This window comes from Novosphingobium capsulatum NBRC 12533, from assembly GCF_001598375.1.
Lineage (GTDB): Bacteria > Pseudomonadota > Alphaproteobacteria > Sphingomonadales > Sphingomonadaceae > Novosphingobium > Novosphingobium capsulatum.
In genome coordinates this window covers 131,485-144,024 of the sequence record NZ_BCYV01000006.1, presented here as the reverse complement: position 1 = coordinate 144,024, position 12,540 = coordinate 131,485, and the positions used below count along the sequence as shown (strand labels likewise).

Genomic DNA, 12,540 nt, shown 5'->3' with positions numbered 1-12,540 from the left:
GCGCCTTGGCGCAAGCACCCGGCACATGAACGCAACATGATTGACACAGAGCGCCGCAGCGGCCAACGGGGGCGCCTTCGTTCAGCCGACCAGCCGGGGGGAGGGGCCATTTCGGGTCCGGGGCCTTGGCTGGTGGCGAGACGTGGGGAAGCCCGCACGCGCTTTTCGATTTGGGTTTTTATTGTGCGTGTGACTTGGCGACCTTGCGCCCGTGTGATGCCTTGGAATGTCTAAAAGTGCCTTCGGCAAAATAGCTTGTGTCTTTTCCGCAGTGGCCGTTCTGGCTGCCCTGCAAATGTCCGCACCCGCCGTTGCGGCCAACCAGCCTCTTTCCCAGCCCGTGATTACGTTGCCCGCCCTGGCGCCTGAAACCGCCCAGCCGGCCGAGGCCGAATCGCCCGCTGATGCCGCCGCCACAGCGCCGGCAAGCCTGCAATCCGCCATCGACGCGCCGTCCACCGTGGACCAGGCCCAGGTGGAATGCATGGCCAAGGTCATCATCCACGAAGCTGGCAACCAGCCCCGTCTCGGCCGTGCCGCTGTTGCCCAGGTGATCCGCGCGCGGACCCAGGACCCGCGCTTTGCCACCAAGCCTTGCGCCGTGGTGCGCCAGCCTGGCCAGTTCTTCAACGTCGACGCCTATAACCCGCCGCGCGATACCGACCAGTGGCGCGAAGCCGTTGCCATCGCCACGCAGGTATTGAACGGCGAAGGCGACAATCCGGTTCCCGGCGCGCTGTTCTTTCACACCGCCAGCAGCCCGATGAAGGGCCGCACCAAGGTGGGCCGCATCGAAGGGCATGTGTTCTATCGGTAAGCCGCGGTTTTGCCGGAACGCAAAAAAGGCCGGCGTGGTTGCGCCGGCCTTTCTTGTGCGTCGCTGCAATTGCGCCGTCAGCCGCCCGAATTCATCGGCATCTGCGTTTGCGAGCGTTCGATCAGGCGCTGGTTCTGCTGGCGCTGCTCTTCCCAATCGCTTTTGCGCATGCAGACCTTCTTGGACCGCAGCAGCGATCCGGTCTCGGCAAAGCGTTCGCAGATCATCGGATCGGCGTCCTTGGCCGGCTTTGCCGCAGCAGCAGGCGTGACCGCCGGCGCAGCAGCGGCAGCCGGAACGGGGGCGGCCGGGGCCGATTGCGGAGCAGACGTGGTGCTGGACTGCGCAGCGCTGGCCAGCAACAGCGGCGCGGCAAGGGCAATAGACAGGAACATGGGCCAAATCCCTCAGTTACGGGGCATTTATTGCGTGGCGTGACAATGCCCCCAACCGGGCAGCGCAGCAAGCCCCCTTGCGCGATGCCCAGCCTGCCAACGGCACTTACACCGCGCCATCACTGGCAATGATCCGCGCCACCGCCTCCTGCTCGACGCTGTCGAGGTCGGGATGCCACAGGTCGAAGATCAGCACGACCCGTAGCCGGTCGCTGGGATTGGCGGCCTCGTGCTCGATCGTATCATCGAACACGAAACCCTCCCCCTCTCGCCAGGGACGGGTTTCCGCCCCCACGCGGAACCAGCAACCAGGCGGAACCACCAGCGGCAGATGGCACAGCAACCGCGTGTTGTTCACGCCGACATGGGGCGGAATGGTCGTGCCCGGCGCCAGGAGAGAGAACATCGCGTTGGGCGATGCGCCGGGAATGCGGGGCTGGGCCACGGTTTCCAGCAAGGCCATCGTCGCCGGGCAGGCCGCGGCGTTGACATCGATGCGGTTGCCCTGGCGCAGCAGGTGAATGGCCGACCAATCGGGATTGCGATTGAGATCGCGCCACTGCGCCAGCGCTTCGTGATCCTCATATTGCAGATAGGGCAGCAGTTCTGCCCGGCCAGAGGCAAGCAGCGCTTCCATTTCGGCCCGGATGATGGGCGTGGCGCGTTCGAACTCAGGCAGCCAGGGAAAGCGGGCGCGAGGATGGAACTCGCGCTCGACCAGGCCGGGATAGTGAAAATGCGTCGGGCAGCTGCGGAATGGCCGGGTGCGCCGCAAGACATTGTTGCGCATGCGGGTGATCCGCCAGTCACGATCGCTGTTTTCGCCGTTGCACAGCGTGCCGATCGCGGCATCGAGCCGCGCCTCGCGCTTTGCACTCCATTCGGCGTGCCAGCGTTCACCGGCGGCCACGGCCATGGCCAGCGGGGCAGGGAGTTCGCCCGACGGACGCTGCGCCAGCGCCTCGTGCCAGGCACGGCCAGCCTCATCGGGCGCGAGGCGCTCCAGCAGGCTGGCGCGCAAGGCCAGCGCCATGAAATCCAACGGCGCCAGGGCCAAGGCTTGGTGCACGGCATCCAGCGCGCGCTGCGGCTGGCGCAGGGCGCGGCGCAACCCCGCCAGGCGCAGCCACGCCTGGTCCAACGCCACCTGTCCGGGTGGCGCCTGCGCAATGATGTTTTCCAGCGCTTGCGCCGCGCTGGCCAGATCCCCCCGGTTTACATGATTGTCTACGTCTTGCCTTATCCTGTCTTGCCATGCCCCCTGCATGATCTTCCCCGTCCAAACACCAGGCCCCCCCGGGCCTGTTCAACGCGTATCAGTCTGGCACCGGCCAATCCGGCAGGCGCTCGTCCTCAATTCCATAGCCAAAGTGATCTGCCCAAGGACGCAGCACGTCCATGATCGGCGCCAGGTGGCGTTCGTACCGGCGCCAGCGCCCACTGGCGCGGCGATAGAGCGGCTCGGTCACCTGGGAATAGCTGGCGCTCGACACCAGCCCGCGATCACGCGCGGCGCGGGTATGATCGATGCGGTCGGTCGGATAGGCCAGCCCGGCCCAGTCGAACAACGGACGCAGCACGCGCTCGGAATCCTCCACCAGCCGTTCATAGACGACCGTTGCCACCGGCAGATCGAACAGCGCGCGGGCCTTTTCCCAATGGGCGAAGGTCAGATCATACAGCGCAGCGGCATCGTCCAGATCTAGGAAGTTGGCCATCGCGCTGTTGGTGCGGAAGTGGGTGAGGTAACAGCTGAGCACCACATCGCAGGGATGGCGCAACGACAGCACAAACCGCGCATCAGGAAACAGGCGGCGGATGATCGCCACCTTGTTGAGATGCAGCGGCTGCTTGTCGACCACGATGCGGCCCGAGCAATCGCCGCACAGCGCATCGACCTTGGCAAAATAGGCATCGCGGGCCGCGGCCACCTGTGCCGGGCTCGCCTGGTCGAGCGCGGCCACGTTGCCCAGCGCGGCCTCTGCCTCGACGATGAACGGCTCTTCCTCCAGCACCGCCACATCGGGATCGGCCATCAGCAGCGTATCGAGCAGGGTAGTGCCCGATCGCGGAAAGCCCACCAGAAACAGTGGGCTGGCGCGCGGCGAGGGCGGCGGTGGCGGGGTCCAGCCCGCCAGCCATGCTGGCGACAGCTGCGCCGCGGCCTGCGCAATCGCCTCGCGATAGGCGCGTGCCCGCTCGCGCGGTGCGGTAGGATCGCTTTGCCAGTGCTCGTTCATCGCGGTGAACGCGACAAACGCCTCGTCGTGGCGACCGAGACGATCGAGCAGCAGGCCGCGCAAATGCAGCGTACGTTCGGGAGCCATTGCATCGCCGACGCGATCAAGCGCTGCGAGCGCTCCCACAGCGTCCCCGACGCGCTTGAGGTGCAATGCCTCGATAAAGGCGCGCGAGCCGTCGTCAGCGCCCACCTCCGCCGCAATCCGGGCCAGATCGGCGATTTCATCCTCGCGGTTGATGCGTTCCAGCACGGCGGCGAGCCCGGCATAGGCGCTGCCCATCGCCGGATCGAGCGTCATCGCACGGCGATAGGCGGCTTCTGCTTCGGCAAAGCGATTGGTGCGGCTGCCTTCGGCGCCAAGATCGTGATGCAACGCGGCATCGTCCGGGCTCAACCGCGCCGCTTCGGCCAGCGCCGCAAAAGCGGCCGCATCATCACCGCGGACACGGTGAATGGTATGTTCGGCGATCAGCAGCTTGGCATCATCGGGCCACAGCTGCCGGGCCTGCGCCAGGTCACGCTCTGCCGCGTCCAGTTCGCCCGCGGCAACCAGCACATTGACGAGATTGACGCGGATCGGCGGCGAATCCGGAGCCAGCTGCACGGCGCGGCGCAGCGCGCTGATCGCCCCGGCCATGTCGTCCGCCGCTTCCAGGGCATTGCCCAGATTGTTCCAGGCGCTCCAGTCTTGTTCAGCCGCCGCCACGACGATGCGGTAATAGGCGATGGCAGTTGTGGCATCGGCCAGTTCCAATGCGACGGCACCACCCAGCCGGGCCAGGCGCAGGCTGCGGTCGGCCCGCGCCAGCGCCGGCGTGACCAGTGCCAGGGCACGCGCCAGCTCGCCCGTGCGATAGAGGGATTCGGCCAGGTTGGTCCTGACGGTCATATCGTCGGGGCGCTGGGCATGCGCCGTTTCCAGATAGGGAATGGCCCGTAGCGGTTGCCCGCGCATGGCCTCGATCGCGCCAGCCAGCGCGGCCAGCACTGGATCGCGCGGCGCGGCGGCCACAGCCCGCGCTGCCAGCAGTGCAGCCTCGTCCAGCCGGCCACGCCGCGCGGTGTCGGCAATGGCCTGGAGCGAGGGCGGGGGAAGCTGGGTCTGCATCATCTATCCTGTGGTCGGCAATTGGGCGCATCGCGCCCGGCCTGCCAGTGTGGCAGCGCTGGCGCCGGGCTCAAGGCAAAAAAAGTGGCGACGCACTTTCGCGCGCCGCCACTTCTGTCACGTCACGTGGGGACTATCAGAAGTCGAGCGTGATGCTCGAGTAGAGATAGCGGCCCAGCGAGTCGTAGGTGCCCGGGTAGGTGTTGCCGTTGCAATACACCGAAGCGCAGGCGTTGCCGGCCGCACCCGACGTCACCAGCGGCGGGTCACGATCGAAGATGTTGTTCACACCAAAGCGCAGCGTAGCCTTGCCCTGGATGCGGGTGGACAGAGCCAGGTCGAAGTAGCTCTGGGTCGGGATGTGCGAGTTGAAGTCGTTGTACGGACCCGACAGCGTGGTGGACTTGTTCTTGTATTCCACGTCGACGCTGTCGAAGTAACGCCACTGCACCGAGATGTTGATACCAGCCTTGGTATCAAGACCCAGACGCAGCTTGTGACGCCACACCGGACGCGGGCTGCCGCAGGTCACGCCATAGTAGCCGGCGCAATCATAGAGAGCGGTCAGACCGTTATCGACGACATACTTGTCGAGGTAGGTCGCAACGAAGCTGATCGTGCCACGGCCCAGGCCACCCAGCGCGTGGGCGTAGTTGCCGTTGAACTCGAAGCCCTTGGTCTTCACGCCACCGACGTTCACCGGGGTGTCGGTCACGTAGCCGTCCGAGGTCAGCCACAGCGAACCAGCTGCGTTGCGGTGGATAAGGCCGCAAGCCGTCGGGTTGAGATCGGTGGTGCAGGCCGCGAGGATCGCGTCGGCGCCGTAGCCCTGGATCGCCTTCTTCAGCTTGATGTCGAAATAGTCGACGCTGAAGCTGAAGCCCGGAACGAACGAAGGCTGCAGGATCACGCCCACGGTCTTGGTGGTCGCGACTTCAGGACGCAGCTGGCCGTTGCCGCCCAGGTAGCCGTTATACTGGCCAGCCGGGTTGGAAACGACCTTCTGGCCAACCTTCAGGCCCTGCAGCAAGCAGCCCTGATCGGCAGCGGTCAGCACCTTGTCCGCGCACGGATCGGTCGAGCCATCGAGGCCGACGTAGTTGGGCGAGAACAGTTCCTGGATGTTGGGAGCGCGCACCGCACGGTTGATCGAGCCACGGATACGCAGATCGCGAACCGGAGCGAAATCAGCGCCGATCTTCCAGGTGTTGGTGTTGAACACCTGGCCGTTCGACACGCTGTAGTGCGAGTAGCGGTAGCCCAGGTTCAGGCTGAGGTTGTAGATGAAGCCATCCTGGACCAGCGGCACTTCGGCTTCGCTGATGAACTCGGTGACCTTGTACGAACCGCTGACCGAAAGGGTCGGCGCGCCCTGGCCGGTGAGATCGCCGGTCTGGAATTCGTTGTCGGTCTTGAGGTCGAGCGATTCGCGGCGGTGTTCCACGCCCAGCGCGATGCTGATGCCGTCCGAGGCGAGCGGGCTCTTGATGCCCATCTGGCCCAAGTCGCCGGTCAGCTGGCCGCTGAGCACCTGTTCGGTGGTGTGGCCACGCTGGAAGCCCGAAGCGTTGAGGTAGTTGAGCGCAGCAGGCGAGATCTGCCCGCTGAACACATTGTAGGGAACGCAGTTCGGGTCGCCACCGGTGAGAACCGAGCGGCACACGGCTTGGCCGGTTGCCGGGTTGGTCACCACATCGAGCGCGTTGTGCAGGCGCGCAGCCGAGAACTCGTTGGTGTACACCTGCGAGTAGTTGACGCGGCCATACTGGTAGTACGCATCATAGCTCCAGCCCTTGCCGAGTTCGCCACGCGAACCGATCAGGGTGCGGAATGCCTGGTGCTCCAGATCGCTCTGGCGCGGACCGCCTTCGACGTTGCGGCGCAGCAGCTGCATGTAAGCCAGGTTGTAGGGCGCGCCGGTGGTCGGATCGATCTTGTTGATCGCGCCGGGGGCCGGGGTGCCATAGACGTTGGTGTATGCAGCCGGGGTCAGCGGATAGTTGCCGACATAACCGACGATGAGGTTGTCCGGGTTGCAGATCTGGCTCTTCTGCGAGGCCGACATCATCGGGTTGTCGCAGTTGATCGTCAGCGTGTTGCCGAAGTCGCCCGACGGCGCGATCTGCGCCACGGTGCGGTCATCCATGAACATGAATTCCATGTACGGATGGATCGCCGAATTGACTTCGTAATCGATGAAGGCGCCGGCGGTGTAGCGTTCATCCGGACGCTGGAAGTAGTTCAGCGGCGCGAAGTTGTAGCGCGTACGCGTCTTTTTAGCGAGGGTGCCCGGGCCAAGCGCGCCGAAGGTCGACGACGACGAACCCGCCGGCGTGAACAGGATGTTGCCGGTGGCCGAGGTGGCCGAGCCGCCGCACTGCAGCGTCTTGCTGTCAGCATTCTGCACAGTGCAGGCGCTGTAGTCGCGCTTGGCTTGCAGGATCGGGTTCACCTTGCGGTAGCCGAAATAGGCCATTGCATGGCCCTGGCCATCGGCGAACTTGGTGCCGAACGAAATCGTCGTGTCGAAGTTGCCGCCATCGGCAACGCTGCCGCGCGGATAGCCATAGCCCGACAGGCCCTGGGCGGTGCGCTTGTCGAGGATCGACGGCGTGACCGAGTTGTTGTTGTCGTGCTGGTAGAAGCCATAGTTCGCATCGACGCGCAGGCCGGTGAACTCGGTATCGAGCACGAAGTTGACGACGCCAGCGACCGCGTCGGCACCGTAGGTGGCCGAAGCACCACCGGTCAGCACGTCAACGCGCTTGACCAGCGAAGCCGGCACGAAGTTCAAGTCAGCAGCTGAGCTGGTCACGTCACCAGGCATCAGGCGGCGACCGTTGACCAGCACCAGGGTACGCGAGGCGCCGAGACCGCGAAGGTCGACCGTGGCGGTACCAGTTGCACCGTTGGCCAGCGTCGAAGACTGCGCCGCGAACACCTGCGGCAGCGAATTGAGCAGGTCTTCGGTCTTGGTCGTGCCCTGCAGCTTGATGTCTTCCGACGTCAGGCTGGTGATCGGCGCGGTCGAGGTGAGGTTCGGCGAAGCGATGCGCGAACCGGTGACGACGATGGTCTGGCCCGCATCGGCGGGCGCGGCATCGGCCGGGGCGGCGGCGTCTTGCGCAAAGGCAGGCGCAGCCAGCGAAGCGATGGCAAGCGCAAGGCCTGCTGCACCGACGCGATAGGCGGTGGTGTTGATCTTGGTCACTGTTCAGTCCCTTCTGGAGGCAGCCGACCAGTTTGGCTGCCAGGAGCGACAATCCCGGCTTTCCAAAGCAGGCCCGGCCCTTTTGCGAGGGCAGGACGATGCAGCGTTCCACGAAAGCCGGGACCGATGCCGTCTTGTGCGAGATTTTTCGTCGCAAATGAAAGCAGCTTCTCACCGCCCCCCACAAAACGTTTCACTCATGTTGCAACGAAGCAACATGAGTAGCCACCAACCGCAAACATCGCGAAATTTATGCAAATCACAGAGGCATCAAAGCCACATTTCGTTTCAACTGTGTCGGAAATTTGCCCAAGGCCACCGTCGCGGAGCACGTTGTCCAGACGCAAAAAAGGCCGGGTCTGGGTGACCCGGCCTGATCAAGGCCACAGCGATGTGACCCTGCGGCAAAGAATGGCCCGGCGCGCTCCCCGCGGGAAGACGCGCCGGGCCTGATATCAGAAGTTGGCCGTGACGCGCGCGAAGAAGCTGCGGCCCATCACGTCATAGACGGTCGGGAAGGTGCTGCCCGCCACCGAGGTGGCGCCGCTGGTGTCACCCACGATCGGGGGCTGCTTGTCGAACACGTTGAGCACGCCGAGCGAGAAGGTGTACTTGTCGTTCACGCGGATCGTGGCGGTTTCGTCAAAGTAGCTGACGGCCGGGATGCGGTTGGTCTGGATCTGCGTGTCGGCATCCTCGCTCACCTGGCCGATCAGGCGCCAGCGGGTGGAGAGATCAACGTTCTTCCAGCCCAGGCCCAGCGTTGCCACGTGCTTCCACTTCGGCGCCGGAATGTCGCAATCCGCACCAAAGCGGCCGGCGCACTGGATCACGCTGCCGCCCACCACCTGATAGTTGGTGATGACGTAGGTGCCGGCAAAGTCGAAGCCATAGTGGAAGCCGCTGCGGCTGCCGCGATGGAAGTTCACGCCGAAGTCGAGACCGCGCGTGCGCAGCGCCGCCACGTTGGCATAGAGCGTGTCGACGCCCGCCGTCAGGCCACCCGACAGCGAACCATCGACCGTGCTGCGGTGAATGCCCTGGCAATAGGGATTGGTCGGATCACCCGAGGCAAAGCACTGTGCCACGACCACCGAGGTGGAGTTGGTCACGATCGCATTGGCGATCTTGATGTCGTAATAGTCGGCGGTCAGCGACAGGCCAGGAATCTGGGCCGGTTCGATCACCACACCGGCCGTGATGGTGTTCGACTTTTCCGGCTTGAGGTTGGTGTTGCCGCCGTAGAAGGCATTGACCTGGCCCGAGATCGGACCGGAAATCAAGCCGTTGGTCAGCTGCGCCTGGGTGGCGCCCTGGGCGAGACACAGTGCCGCCGTGGTGCCCGTCACGCCCGAACCGGCGCAGGGATCGGTGCCGAGGTTGCCGGTGCCCAGGGTCTTGGGCAGGTAGAGTTCATAGAGGTTGGGCGCACGCACCGACCGCTGGAAGTTGGCGCGGAACTTGAGGCCCTGCACCGGCGCATAGTCGGCCCCGAACTTGTAGGCCGAAACCCCGCCCGAGATCGAGTAATCCGAATAGCGGTAGCCGGTTTCAACATCGAGCGCCTGGATGCCAGGCTTGTCCTGGACGAGCGGCATCTTGAACTCGGCGTAGACTTCCTTGACGTTGTAGCTCTTGTTCGGGATGTTGAAGCCCTGGCCGTAATAGATCAGGTCACCCGAGGCGTAATCGTCGCTGACTTCGATATCGGCGGTTTCGCGGCGATAGGTCACGCCCAGCGAGATGGCGGCCGGGTTGGCGGCAAACGGGCTGCGCAGGAATTTGACGTCGCCCGAAACGTTGCCTTCGGCCACGAACTGGGTGGTGCGATCGTCTTCCGTCGCATTGCGCAGCACATAGGACAGCGCATTCTGCGTAATGCCATTGGCCGAGAACAGATCGATCGGCACGCAACCCTGCGCGCGTGCATCGGCACTGCGGCACATCGCGCCGCCATTGCCATCAGACACGGCGTCAAGCGCATTGGTCAGCGCCGAATAGGACAGGTCGTTTTCCAGCAGCGTGTGCTTGTGCACCTGGGCATACTGCACCGAGGTGTCGAACTTCAGGCCGGTATCGAAGAAATCGCCACGCAGGCCGGCCAGGGCCTGCCAGGTTTCGTTGGTGTGGGTTTCGATGCGGCCGCCGGCCTCGGTGATGCGGCGGCGGATGCTGATGGTCGAGCTGCCGTCGGAATTGATCTGCAACTGCGGATTGGCAGCCTTGTCGAAGAACGCTTCCTGCTCGGCCGCGCTGAGGTAGGGGTTGTCGGAATAGACGTTGAACGGATAGCCCGCCGTCGCCGTCGGCGCGAGGGTCTGGACCGTCTTGGTGTGCTGGTACGAAGCCCAGCCATACAGCTCGACCTTGTCGCTGACGTCGTAGTTCCACATCGCCATGCCGCCATAGCGTTCGAACGGCGTCTGCGCGTAGTTGATCGGGTTGTAGTTATAGGTGCCATAGTTGCTGGTGAGGCCGCCAGCGGCAGTCACCTGCTGCAACCCGCCGCCCGGAATCGAGAACAGCGTGGGCGTGGTGTTCGACGAGCCGCAGCTTTGCGACAGGTCTTCCGAGCACAGCGTGCGGCTGGAAAAGTCGCGCGCGGCAAACTTGACGCCATCGCGCTTGGAATAGTTGGTCGACAGGATCAGGTGGCCGCGATCGCCGATGTTGAACCCGCCGGTAAGGCTGGCATCATACTGCGCGCCATCGCCATAGCCGGTGACCTGGCTGCCGGCGTCAAGCTTGAGGCCGGTGAACTTGTCGTCGAGCACGAAGTTGACCACGCCGGAAACGGCGTCGGACCCATAGACCGCCGAGGCACCGCCGGTCAGAACCTGAACGTTCTTGATCAGCGCGGTGGGGATCTGGTTGACGTCAACCGAGCCGGTGGCGTCATAGACCGGCAGACGCTTGCCATTGAGCAGGACCAGCGTGCGCTGCGAACCCAGGCCGCGCAGATCGAGCGTGGCCGAGCCATCGCCCGGGTTGTTGCTGGCGCCGTTGAGGCCGGCCGAAAACTGCGGGTTGACGCTGAGGATCTGCTCGACCGTGACGGTGTTCACCGACTTGATCGAATCCGCGCTGATCACCGAAACCGGGCTCGATGCCGTCAGGTCAGGGCGCTCGATGCGCGAACCGGTGACGATGATTTCGCTGCCGGGGGCATCCGTGGCATCAGCCGCGGCGGTGGCGGGCAGGGCCGTGGGGGCAGCATCCTGGGCGAAGGCGGGGCTGGCCAGCGAGGCCAGCGCCATGGCCAGGCTGGCAACGCCAGCATAGTGCAAGGACGAGGGGGTCTTGATCACGATCTATGTCCCTTGTGGGGGCCGGCGCCCCGCAAAAGAGATCGCGAGACACCGGCCGAGAGCGACAATCCCGACATTCCAGTGCAGCGGTCTGAAAGTTCCAAACCGCTGCCCAGTTCCACGAAGGACGGGACCGATGGCGCGGTTTGTTGTGAGATTTCGGCTGGCTTGAAAGCCGATTGTGCGGAGCCAAAATAAATGGCTTCACTTGTGTGACAATGCGACAACAGTATTCGCAAATACATGAAATTTAATGGTTTAATATCGAAATATTACGTGCATCTCGGCAACAGTCATTTTCCAATGAAACCATATTACCTGTTGGAGAGCACCACCGCAGCCGGCGCCGCGATACTGTCAGCCAAGGAACAGCAGCGGGTCCAGCCGGCGCATCACCGTGCCCATTTGCCACGCCAGGGCCCAGTGCAGATGCGGGCCGGTGGCCCGCCCGGTCATGCCGACGGTGCCGAGCGGCTGGCCGCGCGAAACGGCCTCGCCCACGCGCACAAGGTGGCTGCTGCAATGCAGGAACGCGCTGCCCAGGCCCATGCCGTGATCCAGCATCAGCAGGCGCCCTTCCAGCGTGAATGGCGCCTCTGCCGCCAGCACGACGACACCATCGGCCGGCGCCACGAACGGAGTGCCGGTGGGCGAGGCCATGTCCAGCCCGCCGTGATAGGCGCCGGGTTGCCCGCGATAGATCCGCTGCGCGCCGAATCGGCCGGAAAAGCGCCCAGGCGCCGGCTGCACCATGGCTTGGCGCCAGCCCTGGGCCGTAGTGCGCTGCGCCCGCGCTGCATCGATCTGCGCGCGTTCCGTGGCGCGGCGGGCGAGGAATTCGGCATCAGGCACGCCGGGCGGGCGCAGCGGCGCATCGACCCGTTCGATCTGCCAATCGCGCGGCGCCACGGAGAGCGGCACCTGGCTAACCGCGCCGGCACTGTCGGTGATTGTCAGCATGCTCGTGGCGGGCGCATCGCGATCAAACCCGATCAGGAACCCGCGATCGCTGGCCAGCGGCAGCGGCACGCCGTCAAGCGCCAGCGCCGCCGCGCCGGCCGGGGCCACGCCGCGCAGCCAGCCGCCCTGAGACAGGCGCGCCGTCCAATCGGGCGGAAGCGAGACGCTGGCCTGGGCCAAGCCACGCAGCGGGCTGGCCAGCCCCGGCAGCGCCAAGGCCGCCATCCCGCCCGCCATCACGGCGCGGCGGGTGAACCCGGTCATCTCAACCGGCCTGGCCCAGCAAACGCCGCGTGGCGATTTCCGGGGTGGCATAGGCTTCCTGCAATTCCGCACTCCAATAGCGCAGTGCGTCGAGCGGGATCGGCACGCCGCTGACGGCGCAGATCACGTGATCGCCCGCCGAAAGCTGGCGAAACGTTCCGGGCAGATAGTGCAGGCGGGCCAGGCGGCCGTTGGGAGTCATCAACATGACAGCGGTTTTACGCCCTGCCGCCGG

Annotated in this window: 9 protein-coding genes; 1 reads left to right on the top strand and 8 read right to left on the bottom strand. The window is 64.9% G+C overall.

All coding sequences use genetic code 11. The features are described from left to right. Positions 1 to 340 precede the first annotated feature (340 nt). On the top strand, positions 341 to 817 hold the full coding sequence (locus tag SCA01S_RS04325; protein ID WP_167542863.1) for a cell wall hydrolase: 477 nt from the start codon (positions 341 to 343) through the stop codon (positions 815 to 817). A 77-nt stretch (positions 818 to 894) separates the two neighbouring features. Here SCA01S_RS04325 and SCA01S_RS04320 read toward each other — a convergent pair whose 3' ends face one another. The 8 genes from SCA01S_RS04320 to SCA01S_RS04290 all read right to left on the bottom strand — a co-directional run bounded on the left by SCA01S_RS04320 (position 895) and on the right by SCA01S_RS04290 (position 12,513). Beyond that, positions 895 to 1,212, bottom strand: coding sequence for a hypothetical protein (locus tag SCA01S_RS04320; protein ID WP_022678449.1), 318 nt, complete (start codon positions 1,210 to 1,212; stop codon positions 895 to 897). A gap of 106 nt (positions 1,213 to 1,318) precedes the next feature. Continuing rightward, a complete protein-coding gene (locus SCA01S_RS04315; RefSeq protein ID WP_167542862.1) occupies positions 1,319 to 2,359 on the bottom strand; it encodes an aspartyl/asparaginyl beta-hydroxylase domain-containing protein in 1,041 nt (346 codons plus the stop codon). Positions 2,360 to 2,528: 169 nt separating this feature from the next. After that, positions 2,529 to 4,565 carry a tetratricopeptide repeat-containing sulfotransferase family protein gene (locus SCA01S_RS04310; RefSeq protein WP_245652439.1) on the bottom strand — a complete coding sequence of 679 codons (2,037 nt, stop codon included), beginning with the start codon at positions 4,563 to 4,565 and terminating at the stop codon, positions 2,529 to 2,531. A 133-nt stretch (positions 4,566 to 4,698) separates the two neighbouring features. Then, on the bottom strand, positions 4,699 to 7,773 hold the full coding sequence (locus tag SCA01S_RS04305; RefSeq protein ID WP_245652438.1) for a TonB-dependent receptor domain-containing protein: 3,075 nt from the start codon (positions 7,771 to 7,773) through the stop codon (positions 4,699 to 4,701). Further along, the gene (locus SCA01S_RS22495; protein WP_166650448.1) at positions 7,770 to 7,970 is read right to left on the bottom strand and encodes a hypothetical protein; all 201 of its coding nucleotides are present in this window, start codon (positions 7,968 to 7,970) and stop codon (positions 7,770 to 7,772) included. Before SCA01S_RS22495 ends, SCA01S_RS04305 begins: the two co-directional genes overlap by 4 nt. A gap of 258 nt (positions 7,971 to 8,228) precedes the next feature. Then, complete coding sequence (locus tag SCA01S_RS04300; protein WP_062783275.1) at positions 8,229 to 11,081, bottom strand: TonB-dependent receptor domain-containing protein; 2,853 nt, start codon at positions 11,079 to 11,081, stop codon at positions 8,229 to 8,231. 357 nt (positions 11,082 to 11,438) lie between these two features. Next, positions 11,439 to 12,305 (bottom strand): M23 family metallopeptidase, encoded by an 867-nt coding sequence (locus SCA01S_RS04295; RefSeq protein WP_062783272.1) that lies wholly within the window; start codon positions 12,303 to 12,305, stop codon positions 11,439 to 11,441. 1 nt (position 12,306) lies between these two features. Continuing rightward, positions 12,307 to 12,513 carry a DUF2093 domain-containing protein gene (locus tag SCA01S_RS04290; protein ID WP_062783270.1) on the bottom strand — a complete coding sequence of 69 codons (207 nt, stop codon included), beginning with the start codon at positions 12,511 to 12,513 and terminating at the stop codon, positions 12,307 to 12,309. Between the last annotated feature and the right edge of the window lie 27 nt (positions 12,514 to 12,540).

What these genes read in the sequence shown, in the direction of transcription:
- SCA01S_RS04320 (WP_022678449.1), bottom strand. Translation starts at nt 1,212, where the DNA reads ATGTTCCTGTCTATTGCCCTTGCCGCGCCGCTGTTGCTGGCCAGCGCT.
- SCA01S_RS04310 (WP_245652439.1), bottom strand. Translation starts at nt 4,565, where the DNA reads ATGATGCAGACCCAGCTTCCCCCGCCCTCGCTCCAGGCCATTGCCGAC.
- SCA01S_RS04295 (WP_062783272.1), bottom strand. Translation starts at nt 12,305, where the DNA reads ATGACCGGGTTCACCCGCCGCGCCGTGATGGCGGGCGGGATGGCGGCC.
- SCA01S_RS04290 (WP_062783270.1), bottom strand. Translation starts at nt 12,513, where the DNA reads ATGTTGATGACTCCCAACGGCCGCCTGGCCCGCCTGCACTATCTGCCC.